Raw genomic sequence first — 14,609 nt, 5'->3', positions numbered from 1 at the left:
ACGACCCGTGTGTACTCGAACGCTCTCGGCCGCCAGGAGGGACATTGCCCACCGTCCTCGACGAGTTCAACGCCAGCCCGGAGCCGGACGCGCGCACCGAGCTGCTCGCCTGCTGCGCGAGCCCCGTGTGGGCGGAACGGGTCGCTCTCGCCCGCCCGTACCCCGACGTCGAAGCCCTGGTCGCCGCGTCCGCCAAGGAGCTGGCGGAGCTGGACTGGGCCGAGCTGCGGGTCGCTGTGGACGCGCATCCCCGGATCGGCCAACTCTCCGACGGCCCGGGGCGCGAGGCGCGTTGGTCGCGGGGCGAGCAGGCCGCGGCCGCCACCGAGGACGACAGGGTGCGGGCCGAGCTGGTCGCGGGCAACATCGCCTACGAACAGCGGTTCGGCCAAGTGTTCCTGATCTGCGCGACCGGCCTGTCGGCGGCGCAGGTGCTGGCGGGGCTGAACGACCGGCTGGACAACGACGAGACCGCCGAACGCGCGGTCGTGCGGGAGGAGCTGGGCAGGATCGTGGAGCTGCGGTTGCGGAAGCTGGTGGCGGGATGAGCCTCTCGACGCACGTGCTGGACTCCAGCAGCGGACTGCCAGCCACGGGCATGGCTGTGCGGCTGGAGCGGCTGAGCGGGTCCGACTGGGAGCCGCTGGCCGCGGCGAAGACCAACTCCGACGGGCGGATCACCGACTGGGGACCCTCCGTCGAGGTGCCGCCCGCGACCTACCGGCTGGTCTTCGAGACCTCTTCCTACCTGGTGCGGCAGAACCTTCCGGTGTTCTTCCCCGAGGTCACCATCAGTTTCGTGATCACGGACGGTTCGCGGCACCACCACGTGCCGCTGCTGTTGAGCCCGTACGCGTACTCGACCTACCGGGGGAGCTGACATGGCAATCACGCTCGGCGGCAACCAGTACGGCAAGGCCGAGGTGCGGCTGGTCCGGGTCGACCTCGACGGCGAGCGGCACCGGGTCACCGACCTCAACGTCAGCGTCGCCCTCTCCGGCGACTTGACCGACACGCACCTCACCGGTGGCAACGCCCACGTCCTGCCGACCGACACGCAGAAGAACACCGTCTACGCCTTCGCGCGCGACGGCGTCGGCGAGATCGAGGAGTTCGGGCTGCGGCTCGGCGAGCACTTCGTGCGGTCGCAGCCCGCGATCCACCGCGCGAGAGTGGCGTTCGAGCAGTACACCTGGGACCGCGTCGAGCAGCGGCCGCATTCCTTCGTGCGCAACGGTTCCGGGACCAGGACGGCGACGGTGACGTGGGCGGAGGGCGGCGTGCACGTGGTCTCCGGGCTCACCGGCCTGACGGTCATGAACACCACGGACTCGGAGTTCTGGGGCTACGTCAAGGACGGGTACACCACGCTGCCGGAGACCACCGACCGCATCCTGGCCACGGCCGTGGACGCGAGGTGGCGGCACGACGCGCTGCCCTCGGACTGGGCGAAGTCCTACGAGCAGGCCAGGAACGACCTGCTCGCCGCGTTCTCCGACACCTACAGCCTTTCGCTTCAGCAGACCCTGTACGCGATGGGACAACGGGTGCTGGACAACCAGCCGGGCATCGCCGAGATCCGCCTCGCGCTGCCGAACAAGCACCACTTCCTCGTCGACCTCGCGCCGTTCGGGCTGGACAACCCGAACGAGGTCTTCTACGCCGCCGACCGGCCGTACGGGCTGATCGAGGGCACCGTGCGCCGCGACGACCTGCCAGAGCAGCACTCGGCCTGGTGACTTGAGAAAGGAGTCCGCAGTGGACTTCATCCGCCCCGCGACCCTCGCGGAGGCCTTGCGCGCCAAGGCTGACATGCCCGAGGCGGTGCCGATCGCCGGGGGCACCGACGTGATGGTCGAACTGAACTTCGACCGCAGGCGGCCACCGGCGCTGCTGGACCTCAACGGCGTCGGGGAGATCGCCGAGTGGTCCGAAGTGGACGGACGGGTCCGGCTCGGCGCCGGGGTACCGTACGTGCGGGTGATCGGCGAGCTGGGCGACCGGCTGCCCGGCCTGGCGATGGCCGCGCGCACGGTGGGTTCGCCGCAGATCCGCAACCGGGGGACCGTGGGCGGCAACCTCGCAGCGGCCTCCCCCGCCGGTGACTCGCACCCGCCGCTGCTGGCGTCCGACGCCGTGGTCGAGGTGGCGTCGGTGCGCGGAGCGCGGACCATCCCGATCACCGAGTTCTACTTGGGAGTCAAGCGAAGCGCGCTCGAACCGGACGAGCTGATCACCGCCGTGGTCCTGCCACCCGCCGACGGGCCGCAGCAGTTCTCCAAGGTGGGAACGCGCAACGCGATGGTGATCGCGGTGTGCTCGTTCGCGCTGGCGCTTCACCCGTCGAGCGGAACCGTCGGCACCGGGGTCGGTTCGGCCGCCCCGGTTCCACTCCGCGCCCGCGACGCGGAGGACTACATCGCCGGGGAGCTGTCGGCGCTGTGGCGCTCTCCCGCTCCGCTGGCCGACTCCGTGCTGCGCCGGTTCGGCGAGCTCGTCGGCAGCGCGGCACGACCCATTGACGACGTTCGGGGCAGCGCCGCCTACCGGCGGCACGCCCTGGCCGTGCTCGCCCGCCGCACGCTCGGCTGGGCCTGGCACGACTACTGCGAAGGGAAGGTGACGGCATGCGCGTGAAGTTCACGGTGAACGGCGAGGAGCGCACGGCCGACGACGTGTGGGAAGGCGAGAGCCTGCTCTACGTCCTGCGCGAGCGGCTCGGCCTTCCCGGCGCGAAGAACGCTTGCGAGCAAGGCGAATGCGGCTCGTGCACGGTGTACCTGGACGACACTCCGGTGTGCGCGTGCCTGGTCGCGGCGGGCCAGGTCCAGGACCGCGAGGTCCGCACGGTGGAGGGCCTGGGCTCGGAGGACGAGCTCGACCCGGTGCAGCGTGCGTTCGTGGAGCGCGGTGCGGTGCAGTGCGGCTTCTGCACGCCCGGTCTGATCGTCGCGGCGCACGACCTCATCCGGCGCAACCCGTGCCCGAAGGACGCGGAGATCCGTGAGGCTCTTGCCGGGAACCTCTGCCGCTGCACGGGTTACGAGAAGATCATCGACGCTGTGCACACCGCAGCAGCCCACGCCCGAGACGGGGAGGCGGCGCGATGAGGACAGTCATCAACGGCGCGTTCGTCGCGACCGTGGACGCGGCGGGCACCGAGCACGCCTCCGGGCACGTCGTGGTGCAGGACGGCGTGATCGTCGCCGTCGGCGAGGGCGCGGCGGAGACCCGCGAAGGTGACCAGGTTGTCAACGGCTCCGGCTGCCTCGTGACACCGGGGCTGGTCAACACCCACCACCACCTCTACCAGTGGGCGACACGCGGATTCGCCCAGCAGGCAACGCTGTTCGAGTGGCTGGTGGCGCTGTACCCGGTGTGGGCGGGCATCGACGAACGGATCGTGCACGCGACCACGAGCGCGGGGTTGGCGTGGATGGCCAAGTCCGGTTGCACCACAGCCGCCGACCACCACTACGTATTTCCGCCGGGCGGCGGCGACCTGATGGCCGTGCTGGTCGACGGCGCCAACCGGGTCGGTACGCGGCTGCACGCGGTGCGCGGCTCGATGGACCGAGGCAAGTCGCACGGTGGCCTGCCGCCGGACTCCATTGTGGAGTCAACCGAGCAGGCATTGCTGGCAACTGACAAGGCCATCACCGACTACCACGACTCCGCTCCGGGAGCACGGGTGCGGGTAGCGGTCGGCCCGTGCTCGCCGTTCTCCGCCAGCGAGGAGCTGATGCGGGAAGCCGCCGCGCTCGCCAGGCGACACGGCGTGCAGATGCACACCCATCTCGCCGAGACGGTCGACGAGGAGGAGCACTGCGTCGAGCAGTTCGGCTGCACTCCGTTGGAGTACGCGGACAAGCTCGGCTGGCTCGGGCCGGATGTGTGGCTGGCGCACGGAATCCACTTCTCCGACAAGGAAGTGCGGCGGTTGGGTGCCACCGGAACCGGCATCGCGCACTGCCCCAGCTCGAACGCACGACTCGGCGCGGGCATCGCGCGCGTGCGCGACCTCCTCGACGCGGGCTGCCCGGTGGGGCTCGGCGTGGACGGTGTCGCGTCGAACGAGGCGGGCGGACTCGGCGAGGAGCTGCGGCAGTCGCTTCTCGTCGCACGGCTGCGCAACGGTCCGACCGCGCTCACCACGCGTGAGGCGTTGTGGCTCGGCACGATGGGCGGCGCGCGCTGCCTCGGCCGGGCCGACGAGATCGGTTCCCTGGAGGTCGGCAAGCAGGCCGACATCGCGGTGTGGCGCGTGGACGGCCTGGGACACGCAGGGATCGCCGATCCCCTCGCGGCCCTGGTGCTCGGCTCGCTGCCGCCGCTGGAGCTGCTGCTGGTCGGCGGCGACCCGGTCGTGCGGCTGGGTCAACTGACCACTGTGGACGAACAGCAGCTGGCAGAAGACCTGGAGACGGCCTGCGAGGTCCTCGCCGAGCGAGCGGAGGCGGCAGGATGACCCGCGCACAGACGACTCGGACGGCGAACCCGCCGTTGACCACGCCCATCGCCGGTGGTGTCGGCGAGAGCCCGCTGCGGCCGGACGGGGCCTTGAAGGTGCGCGGGGAGTTCGCCTACTCCTCGGACCTGTGGGCTGACGAGATGCTGTGGGGCGCGACGCTGCGCACTCCGCACCCCTATGCCCGGATCCGGTCCATCGACGTCGGCCCGGCGCTGGCGATCGCCGGTGTGCACGCGGCGCTGACGCACGAGGACGTCCCTGGCCAGAACGCGTACGGGCTTGAGCACATAGACCAGCCCGTGCTCGCCGTGGATGTCGTTCGCTACCAAGGGGAAGCGGTCGCGATCGTGGCCGCCGACCACCCGGAGACCGCGCGCAGGGCCGCCGCGGCGATCGTGGTCGACTACGAGGTCCTGGAGCCGGTCACCGACGCCCAGGTCGCGATCTTCGGTGCGGACGTGCCGAAGCTGCACGAGGGCGGGAACCTCGTGCGCTACGTGCCGATCCGGCACGGCGACCAGGACGCGACCGCCGAGGTCGTGGTCAGCGGGACCTACGAGGTCGGCATGCAGGACCAGGCTTTCCTTGGGCCCGAGTCCGGGATGGCGGTACCAGCGGAGGACGGCGGCATCGACCTGTACGTCGCGACCCAGTGGCTGCACGTCGACCAGCAGCAGATCGCACCCGCGCTGAACCTACCGCAGGACAAGGTGCGGATCACCCTCGCCGGGGTCGGTGGCGCGTTCGGGGCTCGCGAGGACCTGTCGATGCAGGTGCACGCCTGCATGCTCGCGCTGCACACGGGAAAGCCGGTGAAGATGGTCTACTCGCGCGAGGAGTCCTTCTTCGGCCACGTCCACCGGCATCCCGCCGTCATGCACTACGAGCACGGTGCCGACCGCGACGGGAAACTCGTCTACGTCAAGGCGAAGATGTACCTCGATGGCGGTGCGTACGCGTCCAGCACCAGTGCGGTCGTCGCCAACGCCGCGACGCTCGGCGTCGGTCCGTACAACGTGCCCAATGCGACGATCGAGGCATGGGGCGCTTACACCAACAACCCACCGTGCGGCGCGATGCGTGGTTTTGGTGCTGTACAAGCATGTTTCGCCTATGAGTCCCAGATGGACAAGCTCGCTGAAGCCATCGGCGTTGACCCGGTGGAGATCCGTCTGCGCAACGCGATGACCGAGGGTTCGGTCATGCCGACCGGGCAGCTGGTCGACTCCGCCGCTCCCGTCGCCGAGTTGCTGGAGCGGGTCAGGGACAAACCGCTCCCAGCGGAACTTTCGTCCGAAGTGGACATCCGGACGATGCCGGGCGGAGCGTCCAACACCACGCACGGCGAAGGTGTCGTGCGCGGCGTCGGCTACGGCGTCGGCATCAAGAACATCTGTTTCTCGGAAGGCTTCGACGACTACTCGACCGCGCGCGTGCGCTTGGAGGTCATCGGTGGAGAACCCGTCGCGATGGTGCACACCGCGGCCGTCGAGGTGGGCCAGGGGCTGGTCACCCTCCAAGCGCAGATCGCCCGCACCGAACTGGGCGTGCAACGGGTGACCATCCAGCCCGCCGACACCTCGGTGGGCAGCGCGGGCTCCAGCTCGGCGTCGCGGCAGAGCTACGTCACCGGCGGAGCCGTGCAGGCTGCGTGCGCGGCCGTCCGCGAGCAGGTGCTCGACCTGGCCAGGCAGCGCTTCGGTGGCGACGACCTGGCTCTGGAAGGCGGAAAAGTCGTCTCCGCGAGCCGGGGCGTGCTCGCCGACCTCGCGGAGGTCCTCGGGGAACAGGCGGTCGAGCAGACCCGCGAGTACCACCACCGCCCGACCTTCCCGATCGACCCGCTCACCGGCCAGGGAAACGCGCACGTGCAGTACGGCTTCGCCGCGCACCGTGCCGTGGTGGACGTGGACGTGGAGCTCGGGCTGGTGCGCGTGGTGGAGCTGGCGTGCGCGCAGGACGTCGGCAAGGCGATGAACCCCGACGCCGTGGTCGGGCAGATCCAGGGCGGGTCCGCGCAGGGGCTCGGCTTGGCGGTGATGGAGGAGATCCAGCTCTCCGGCGGCAAGGTCCGCAACCCGTCCTTCACCGACTACCTGATCCCCACGATCCTGGACATGCCGCCGATGACCATCGACGTCCTGGAGCTGGCCGACCCGCACGCCCCCTACGGCCTCCGAGGGGTCGGCGAGCCGCCCACCATCTCCTCCACCCCCGCCGTCGTGGCCGCCATCCGCGCCGCCACCGAGGTCGCTCTCACCCGGATCCCCGTCCGCCCCGAACACATCACCGGCACCTAACCCCGCCATTCGCGGGCTTATGGACGTGCGAGCGCGCTCAGAAAGGTCCATAAGCCCGCGAATGGCCGGAGGGGAACGTTGGGAGAGGAGGTGGGAGCGTGCGGGAGATCAGTGGGGAGATCGCGCGGTGGGGTGATCGTGACTTCGCGGTCGCGACGGTGATCGACGTGCGGGGCAGCGCCCCGAGGAGCCCCGGTGCCGCGATGGCCGTGCGCGGCGACGGGCACGTGGTGGGCAGCGTCTCCGGCGGCTGCGTCGAGGGCGCCGTGTACGAGCTCGCGCAGCAGGTTCTCGCCGAAGGCGGGACCGTGCGGCACAGCTTCGCCAGCTCCGAGGGCGACCCGTTCGCGGTCGGCCTCACCTGCGGCGGCGAGATCGAGGTGTTCGTCCGAAGTGGACGATCCGCCGCGATGACCGCCGCGGTCGAGGCCGCGGGGAGCGCTCAGTCGGTCGCGCTGGTCACCGCTCTCGACGGCCAGGCCGTCGGCAAGGAGGTGGCGGTCTTCGCAGACCACCACGTCGGCGAAGAGCTGCCGGGAGCGCTCTCCGTGGCGCGCTCGATGCTGCTGTCCGCGAGCACGGGACTGCGCACGCTGCCGGACGGGACGGAGGTCTTCGTGGAGTCGATCGCCGCTGCCCCGAGGATGCTGGTGTTCGGCGCCGTGGACTACGCGGGAGCCGTCGCGCGGATCGGCCGGTTCCTCGGCTATCACGTGACGATCTGCGACGCGCGAGCGGTTTTCGCCACCACAGAACGGTTTCCCGACGCCGACGACGTGGTGGTCGAGTGGCCGCACCGGTACCTGGCGAGCACGCACACCGACTCCAGGACCGTGGTCTGCGTGCTCACCCACGACGAGAAGTTCGACGTGCCCGTGCTGGTGGAGGCGCTGCGGATGCCGCTGGCCTTCGTCGGCGCACTGGGCTCGCGGCGCACTCACGAAGCGCGGCTGGAACGGCTGCGTGCCGCCGGCGTGCGCGAGGACGCCCTGGCGAGACTGCGCTCACCCATCGGGCTCGATCTGGGCGCGCGCAGCCCCGAGGAGACCGCCGTGTCGATCGCCGCGGAGATAGTCGCGGCCCACCACGGCGGCACTGGACGACCACTGTCCGAAGTGGATGGACCGATACACCGGCACGGCTGAACACGGAGGCGGGTATGGCACTGCTGTTCCTCAACGGAGGCGGTATGCGCGGCGGCCCACTGCACCACCAGTTGCAGGGCGCGGAGCCGGTGCGGATCGCGCGCAGCGCACCGAAGTACCGGTACTTCTCGGTCGGCAACCGCTTCCCCGCCATGCACGAGGTCGGTGAGGGCGGGCACAGCGTCGTCGGCGAGGTCTACGACGTGCCCCTGGAGACGCTGCTGCACCACCTGCTGCCTGCCGAGCCCGCCGAACTGGAACTCGGCGTGATCGAGCTGGAAGACGGGACCGCCTGTCTGGCAACGGTTCTGCGCAAGTCCTACGGCGGGGCCGACCAGCTGATCGACATCTCGGAGATCGGCGACTGGCGCGCGTGGTGCGCGACGCGGAGCACTACCTCGTGACCACCTACGACCTGGTCGTCCGATCGCGCGCGGTGCACCTTCCGGACGGCGTCCGAGCGGCGGCGGTGTGCGTGCTGGACGGCCGGATCGCGGCGATCGAGGACTACGAGTCCACACTGGAGACGAGCAGCGAGGCCGCCCTGGGTGATCTCACCCTGCTGCCCGGCCTGGTGGACACGCACGTGCACATCAACGAGCCGGGCCGCACGGAGTGGGAGGGCTTCGCGTCGGCCACCCGCGCCGCGGCGGCCGGTGGCGTGACCACACTGATCGACATGCCGCTGAACTCGCTGCCGCCCACAGTGGACATGGCGGCACTTGAGGTCAAACATGCTGCGGCGCAAGGAAAGTGCTATGTCGATGTGGGCTTCTGGGGTGGAGCGATCCCGGGCAACACCGGCGAGCTCCGCGCGCTGCACGAGGCCGGGGTGTTCGGGTTCAAGTGCTTCACCTCACCGTCCGGAGTGGACGAGTTCCCGCCGCTGTCCTGGGCGGAGCTCCCCGAGGTACTCGCCGAGCTGCGGCGGATGGACGCGCTGCTGGTCGTGCACGCCGAGGACCCGGCGGAGCTGGCTGAGGCCCCGGACAGCGACGACTACGCGGACTTCCTCGCATCACGTCCTCCGCGCGCCGAGGACAAGGCGATCGCCCGCCTCGCCGGGCTCGCGCAGCGGGCGCGGGCACGCGTCCACGTGCTGCACCTGTCCTCCGCGTCGGCGCTGCCGGAGATCCGCTCGTCCACCGTCAGCGCGGAGAGCTGCCCGCACTACCTCACCCTCGACGCGCAAGAGATCCCCGACGGCGCGACGGCTTTCAAGTGCTGTCCGCCGATCCGTGACCGCGGCAACGCCGACGAACTGTGGCGCGCGTTGGCTGACGGCACGATCACCTGCGTCGTCTCCGACCACTCCCCCTGCACAACAGAGCTCAAGGACGGCAGCTTCGGGACGGCGTGGGGCGGTGTCTCCTCGCTCCAGCTCGGGCTGTCGGCGATGTGGACCGAGGCCAGGCGCCGTGGCCACGAGCTCGCCGACGTGGTGCGGTGGATGAGCGCAGGACCCGCCGCGCTCGTCGGTCTGGACGACCGCAAGGGCGGCATCGTGGTGGGCAGGGACGCCGACCTCGTCGCGTTCGACCCGGACCGCGAGTTCACCGTGGAGGCCGGGGAACTGTTGCACCGCAACCCCGTCACGCCGTACGCGGGCCGAACCCTGCGCGGTGTGGTGACCCAGACCTGGCTGCGCGGCACCCCGGCAGGCCAGGCCCCCGTTGGAGAACTGCTCAGGAGGGACCCCCGGTGACGGACCTGCCCGATCTCGCCGCCCGCTCGCTCGGCGGCTCGGTGATCGCCGCCAACGACGAGTTCTTCGCCGAGAAGGAGAACCTGATCAAGGTGGAGCCGCCGACCTTCCGGCCGCACACCTTCACCCCCAAGGGCCAGGAGTACGACGGCTGGGAGACCCGGCGGCGGCGCGGCGAGCCGGGGCAGGACTGGGTGGTCGTCCGGCTCGGCGCGCCCGGCCTGATCAGGTCCGTCGTGGTGGACACCGCGTTCTTCGTCGGCAACTACCCGGAGAGCTGCACGGTGGAGGCCACCGCCGTGGAGGGCTACCCCTCGCCGGAGGAGCTCGACGACCACCCGTGGGTCGAGCTGGTGCCGCTCAGCCCGCTCCAGGGCAACACCGCCAACTCCTTCCCCGTCTCCACCTCGCAGCGCTTCACCCACGTCCGGCTGACCATCCACCCCGACGGCGGTGTCGCACGGCTGCGCGTGCACGGCGAGCCGCTGCCCGATCCGCGCGAGCTGGCCGACCTGCCGCTGGACCTGGTGTCGCTGCACAACGGCGGCCGGACCGTCACGTGCAGCGACAGCTTCTTCTCCCCGCCCAACAACATGTTGCAGCCCGGCGAGTCAAGGTTCATGAGCGACGGCTGGGAGACCGCGCGACGACGCGGCGAGGGCAACGACTGGGCTGTGATCCGCCTGGCGGGGGCCGCCGTGCCGAAGGTGGTCGAACTGTCCACTTTGCACTACAAGGGCAACGCGCCCTACTCGATCACCTTGCGCGGCAGCGAGAACCCCGATGACCCCGACTCGTGGTTCCCGTTGCTGGAGCGGGCCAAGGTGCAGCCGGACACCCGCCACCGGTTCCGGCTGACCGGGGACCGGCCGATGACCCACGTCCGGCTCGACATCCACCCCGACGGCGGGGTGGCGCGGTTCCGGTTATGGGGCAGGCTGACCGAGGACGCGGCCACCGGCCTGGCGCTGAGCTGGTTCAACCTGCTGCCCGCGGACCAGGCGGTCACCGTGCTGACCGGAGACTGCGGACTGACCGACCAGGCGGCGGCAGAGCTGGTCGCGGCCAGACCCGCCGCGCGGCTGCCGGAGGAACTGACGATGATCCTCGGATGAGCGCGCGTCACTACCCGGCGGCCGGGATCGTGCTGGCCGCGGGCGCGGGCGTGCGCTACGGCGGTCCCAAGGCACTGGTCGAGCTGGACGGCGAACTGCTCGTGGAGCGGGCCGCGCGGCTCCTGCGCGACGCGGGGGCCGACCCAGTGGCCGTGGTGCTCGGGGCGCGGGCCGACGAGGTCCGAGCCCGCGCGGCACTGCCGGGCGCGGTTGTGGTGCGCAACGACGCGTGGGCCACGGGCATGGGGTCCTCGCTGCGGGCCGGGCTGATGGCGCTGATCTCCTGCCGGGCGGCAGCGGTGCTGGTGCTGCCGGTTGACCTGCCGGGGATGACGGTGGCGGCGCTCCAGCGGGTCGGCGAGCTGGCCGCCCCGGGCGTGCTCGCGGCGGCCTCCTTCGGCGGCGAGCGCGGCCATCCCGTGCTGCTCGGCCGGGAGCACTGGGCCGGGGTCGCGGCCTCGGCCACGGGGGACCGAGGGGCGCGCGACTACCTGCGCGCCTTCCCGCCGACCCTGGTGCCCTGCGACGACGTGGCCGACGGCGCGGACGTGGACCGCCCAGAGGACCTCCGCCTCTAACGCCCCACCGACTGGACGCCGGGCCCGGGTGGGACGACGGGCGCGATCAGGATTCGGACCGTGCCGCGCAAGTCCTCCAGCGCAGGGTCGAACGGAGAACCAGCGGAACGCACACTCACCCCACCGCGCAGCTCGCGTTTTGTAGGCTTAACGCGAAATGAGAGCGCTCTTTCGCGCATTAAGCCTACAAAACGCGAAAACTTCGACCACGTCAGCCGATGCGGAGCGCAGGGCGTCGGAGTGCTGGGGGCCGCCAGGAGGGGGTTAGAGCTTCTCGCCGGCGTTGACGCGGCGGACGACCTGCTTCTCGGCGTAGAAGGAGACGAACGGGATCGTGCCCGCGATCAGCACGAGCAGGGTGCCCTTGATCGACCACTTGAGCTTCTGCGAGAGGTCGAAGGCGACCAGCAGGTACGCCGCGTAGAGGAAGCCGTGCGCGGGCGCGATGATCGCCGAGAACTGCGGCAGGTCGAAGCCCAGGCGCAGGATCATGGCCAGGACCAGGGCCAGCAGCGCGACGCCGACCACGTAGGCCATCACCCGGAACCGCTGCAGGGCCTTGGCGTGCACCGGGGCCTCGGTGTCGTGCTGCTGGGTCATCTCGTCTGTCTCCCGGGTCAGGGCGTGGTGTCGCGCGAACCGAGTTCGCGGAGGTAGCGGTTGTACTCGTCGAGCTCGGGATCGGCCTCGTGGGCGGCGGCGGGCGCCGGGCGCCTGCCGTAGCTGGTCGGCTTCGCCGGGGCCGCGACGACGGGCTCCGGAGCGGGTCCGCCCTCCTCGGCGACGCGTTCCTCGGCCAGCTCCATCCGCGCCGTCCTGACCCACATGTAGATGCCGAAGAGCGCGAACAGCGGCCACTGGAGGGCATAACCGAGGTTCAGGAAGCTCCCGCCCGCGGACTGCGACCGTTCCCACTGCCACCAGCCGAGCGCGCAGCAGATGACGACCCAGAGGACGGCGAGCACGTGAAGCACCAGCCAGCGGGGGGTCACGAGCTTGGCGAGCACATGTTGACCGTACACCGCCCTATTGGGCGAACGCGTGACGGTAGGGCAAGGCGGACCTCTCCCGTCCGGTGAAGATCAACGCACGATCGGCCCAGGGCTGCACACAGCGTCAGGACCGGGACACCGCGTGACCACCGTTTCCCACCCCGCATCGGAGTGACTAACCCCTGCGGGGTGGATTTCTTTGCGGCACAAGGAAAACACGGGTGAGCTGAAAGCGGCCCCAATCGCGAACAGCAGGAGGTTTCTGTCGTGTCCCGCACGTCACGAGTGGCCCAGCTCACCGTCGCCGCACTCGCCGCGCTCGCCCTGCCCGTCATCGCGGCACCAGCGGCGTCGGCGGACATCAGCCAGTGCCTGAAGTACCTGGAGCGCGAGGGCGTCACCACCGACCGCAGCCACGACAACGCGTGCTACTTCGGAGAGCGCGGGTTCTACTCCGACTACTACTTCGAGCGGTGCGTCGACGAACTCCTGGACAGCGGGGTCACGGCCTACGTGGCCCGCAGGGCTTGTGAGCGTGCCACGTGGTGACCGAGGCCGTCCGGGCGGGCGCGGAACGACGCTCGCCCATGACCGCGGCACCCACACCGCGATGGCTGCGGCCGTGGCCGCGTGACCCCTTACCCACCCGGCGCCGAACGCAGCGCGGGTGAGCTCGCCCCCAGCAGTCCACCCACAGTTGCCTGATCAGCTCGGCCGCTCCGGCCCCTCGCGCGCCCCGGCGGAACGGGAGACGCCGAGGGAGTAGCCACGATGAGCGGCCCCCACGCGGTGGGCGGCGATGCCAGTGACCTGGTGCCGCCCACCGCGTTGTGGCTTTCGCGCCGTCCCCGCACCGGCCCGCGTCACATGGCGGCGGAGTTGTACGGCGGGTAGGGGCGCGCGGCTTCGGCGAGCGCGTCGGCCACGTGGTCCACTTCGGACAGTGGAAGCACCGCCGTGGTGACGCGCAGGTGGCTTCGGCCCGTCGAGCGGACCAGGAACGGGGAGCCCGGAGCCGCCCCGATGCCTTGGGCGGCAAGCAGAACCAGCGCTTCGCGCTCCCGGTCGACATCGACCCACAGGTTGATCCCGTCGGCGCCGATGGAGCTCACCCCCCTGACGTCGAGCGCCCGGCGCAGCGCCTCTCTCCGCTCGGCGTAGACCACGCGCGCCTTGGCGACCGCCGCGATGCTGCCCGGGTCGGTGAGCATGCCCACGAGCACCTCCTGGAGCAACCTGCTCGACCACGCCGCGCCGAGGTGCCTGCGCGCGACCAGCGGGCCGACCAGGCGGGCCGGGCCGCCGAGGGCCGCCAGCCGCAGGTCGGGGCCGTGGGACTTGGAGAAGCTCTGGACGCGGACGGTGCGCTCCGGCAGCAGGCCGGCGAGGCTGACCGGTTCGGCCACCGCGACCTCGCCGACGTGGTCGTCCTCGACCACCACCACGTTCGGGGCCGTCAGCAGGACCGCGGCGAGCTGGTCGGCGCGGCGGGCGGTCATGCTGGTGCCGGTGGGGTTCTGCGCGCGGGGCTGCATCAGCAGCGCCACCGGCTGCTCGGCGAGGGCGGCGCGCAGCGCGTCCGGGCGCAGGCCCTCCGCGTCCATCGGCACCGGCAGCGGGGTCGCGCCCACCGCGTCCAGCAGGTCCAGGAACGGCGGGAACGTCGGGTTCTCCACGACCACCCGGTCACCGAGCGCCACCAGCTGGCTGAGCATCCGGTCGATGCCGTCCAGCGAGCCGTTGACGATGGTCAGCTCCTGCGGGTCGCAGGTCCCCCGCCACGACTCCCGGATCAACCGCTCCAGCTCCGGCAGCACCGGCGCGTCCAGGTAGCCGGACAGCGGGGGCTGGCCGTCGATGCGGGCCAGGGCCGGGCCCAGCGGTGGTAACAGCTCCGGGTCGGGAACGCCCGCGGACAGGTCCCTGGTGAAGCGGCCGGTCGCGCCCGCGAGCCGCCAGAAGCGGGCGGGCTCGGCGCGGCGCTGCTGCTCGGTGACGAAGGTGCCGTTGCGGCCGCGGGTCTCGATCGCGCCGACGCGGACCAGCGAGCGCCACGACTCGCTGACCGTGGTCGGGCTGACGCCGATGGCGCGGGCCAGCGCCCGGACGGTGGGCAGGCGGGTGCCGACGGGCAGGTCCCCGCCGCGGATGAGCCGGTTGACCGTGGCCGCGATGCCCCCGGCGGAGGTGTCGGTGACGGCCGCGGCGAGGCGGGTGAGGTCAGCGTCCATCAACACTCCAGACCTGGCCCCTGGTCGCGTGTGGGGTCCCAGTGTGGCCGAAGCACCCGAGGTCCTGGCAAG

16 protein-coding genes are annotated in these 14,609 nt (G+C 71.2%); 13 read left to right on the top strand and 3 right to left on the bottom strand.

All coding sequences use genetic code 11. The annotated features are described in order from the left end of the window. Positions 1-44: 44 nt before the first annotated feature. The 12 genes from uraD to ACFFQA_RS01870 all read left to right on the top strand — a co-directional run bounded on the left by uraD (position 45) and on the right by ACFFQA_RS01870 (position 11,314). The gene (gene uraD / locus ACFFQA_RS01925; RefSeq protein ID WP_377849763.1) at positions 45-548 is read left to right on the top strand and encodes a 2-oxo-4-hydroxy-4-carboxy-5-ureidoimidazoline decarboxylase; all 504 of its coding nucleotides are present in this window, start codon (positions 45-47) and stop codon (positions 546-548) included. Further along, the gene (gene uraH / locus ACFFQA_RS01920) at positions 545-880 is read left to right on the top strand and encodes a hydroxyisourate hydrolase (RefSeq protein ID WP_377849762.1); all 336 of its coding nucleotides are present in this window, start codon (positions 545-547) and stop codon (positions 878-880) included. The genes uraD and uraH overlap by 4 nt, the downstream gene beginning before the upstream one ends. Before the next feature lies 1 nt (position 881). Further along, positions 882-1,739 carry a factor-independent urate hydroxylase gene (gene pucL, locus ACFFQA_RS01915; protein WP_377849761.1) on the top strand — a complete coding sequence of 286 codons (858 nt, stop codon included), beginning with the start codon at positions 882-884 and terminating at the stop codon, positions 1,737-1,739. Between the two features lie 19 nt (positions 1,740-1,758). Next, positions 1,759-2,637, top strand: coding sequence for an FAD binding domain-containing protein (locus tag ACFFQA_RS01910; RefSeq protein ID WP_377849760.1), 879 nt, complete (start codon positions 1,759-1,761; stop codon positions 2,635-2,637). Next, positions 2,628-3,110, top strand: coding sequence for a (2Fe-2S)-binding protein (locus tag ACFFQA_RS01905; protein WP_377849759.1), 483 nt, complete (start codon positions 2,628-2,630; stop codon positions 3,108-3,110). The genes ACFFQA_RS01910 and ACFFQA_RS01905 overlap by 10 nt, the downstream gene beginning before the upstream one ends. Further along, a complete protein-coding gene (locus ACFFQA_RS01900; RefSeq protein WP_377849758.1) occupies positions 3,107-4,468 on the top strand; it encodes an 8-oxoguanine deaminase in 1,362 nt (453 codons plus the stop codon). The genes ACFFQA_RS01905 and ACFFQA_RS01900 overlap by 4 nt, the downstream gene beginning before the upstream one ends. After that, positions 4,465-6,771 carry a xanthine dehydrogenase subunit D gene (pucD, locus tag ACFFQA_RS01895; RefSeq protein ID WP_377849757.1) on the top strand — a complete coding sequence of 769 codons (2,307 nt, stop codon included), beginning with the start codon at positions 4,465-4,467 and terminating at the stop codon, positions 6,769-6,771. The genes ACFFQA_RS01900 and pucD overlap by 4 nt, the downstream gene beginning before the upstream one ends. Before the next feature lie 98 nt (positions 6,772-6,869). Next, entirely contained in the window at positions 6,870-7,916 is a 1,047-nt protein-coding gene (locus tag ACFFQA_RS01890) for an XdhC family protein (RefSeq protein WP_377849756.1), read from the top strand. A 14-nt stretch (positions 7,917-7,930) separates the two neighbouring features. Beyond that, positions 7,931-8,320, top strand: coding sequence for an allophanate hydrolase-related protein (locus ACFFQA_RS01885; protein WP_377849755.1), 390 nt, complete (start codon positions 7,931-7,933; stop codon positions 8,318-8,320). Continuing rightward, positions 8,290-9,621, top strand: coding sequence for an allantoinase AllB (gene allB, locus ACFFQA_RS01880; RefSeq protein ID WP_377849754.1), 1,332 nt, complete (start codon positions 8,290-8,292; stop codon positions 9,619-9,621). The genes ACFFQA_RS01885 and allB overlap by 31 nt, the downstream gene beginning before the upstream one ends. Further along, positions 9,618-10,736, top strand: a complete 1,119-nt coding sequence (gene alc, locus ACFFQA_RS01875; protein ID WP_377849753.1) for an allantoicase — start codon at positions 9,618-9,620, stop codon at positions 10,734-10,736. The genes allB and alc overlap by 4 nt, the downstream gene beginning before the upstream one ends. Next, the gene (locus ACFFQA_RS01870) at positions 10,733-11,314 is read left to right on the top strand and encodes a nucleotidyltransferase family protein (RefSeq protein WP_377849752.1); all 582 of its coding nucleotides are present in this window, start codon (positions 10,733-10,735) and stop codon (positions 11,312-11,314) included. The genes alc and ACFFQA_RS01870 overlap by 4 nt, the downstream gene beginning before the upstream one ends. Before the next feature lie 264 nt (positions 11,315-11,578). Here the strand turns inward: ACFFQA_RS01870 and ACFFQA_RS01865 are convergent, their stop codons facing one another. Both ACFFQA_RS01865 and ACFFQA_RS01860 read right to left on the bottom strand, forming a co-directional pair. Next, entirely contained in the window at positions 11,579-11,914 is a 336-nt protein-coding gene (locus tag ACFFQA_RS01865; protein ID WP_377849751.1) for a DUF3817 domain-containing protein, read from the bottom strand. A 17-nt stretch (positions 11,915-11,931) separates the two neighbouring features. Next, a complete protein-coding gene (locus tag ACFFQA_RS01860) occupies positions 11,932-12,321 on the bottom strand; it encodes a hypothetical protein (RefSeq protein WP_377849750.1) in 390 nt (129 codons plus the stop codon). 252 nt (positions 12,322-12,573) lie between these two features. Here ACFFQA_RS01860 and ACFFQA_RS01855 point away from each other — a divergent pair, with 252 nt between their 5' ends. Beyond that, positions 12,574-12,855, top strand: coding sequence for a hypothetical protein (locus ACFFQA_RS01855; RefSeq protein ID WP_377849749.1), 282 nt, complete (start codon positions 12,574-12,576; stop codon positions 12,853-12,855). Between the two features lie 314 nt (positions 12,856-13,169). On the opposite strand, the gene ACFFQA_RS01850 is transcribed toward ACFFQA_RS01855, so the two are convergent. Then, positions 13,170-14,537 (bottom strand): aminotransferase class I/II-fold pyridoxal phosphate-dependent enzyme, encoded by a 1,368-nt coding sequence (locus ACFFQA_RS01850; protein WP_377849748.1) that lies wholly within the window; start codon positions 14,535-14,537, stop codon positions 13,170-13,172. Positions 14,538-14,609: the final 72 nt, after the last annotated feature.

Origin of the sequence: Allokutzneria oryzae, from assembly GCF_042429765.1 — a bacterium.
Classification (GTDB): Bacteria; Actinomycetota; Actinomycetes; order Mycobacteriales; family Pseudonocardiaceae; genus Allokutzneria; species Allokutzneria oryzae.
Note: the sequence above shows the minus strand (reverse complement) of the source record. Positions and strands in the feature narration are given on the sequence as shown.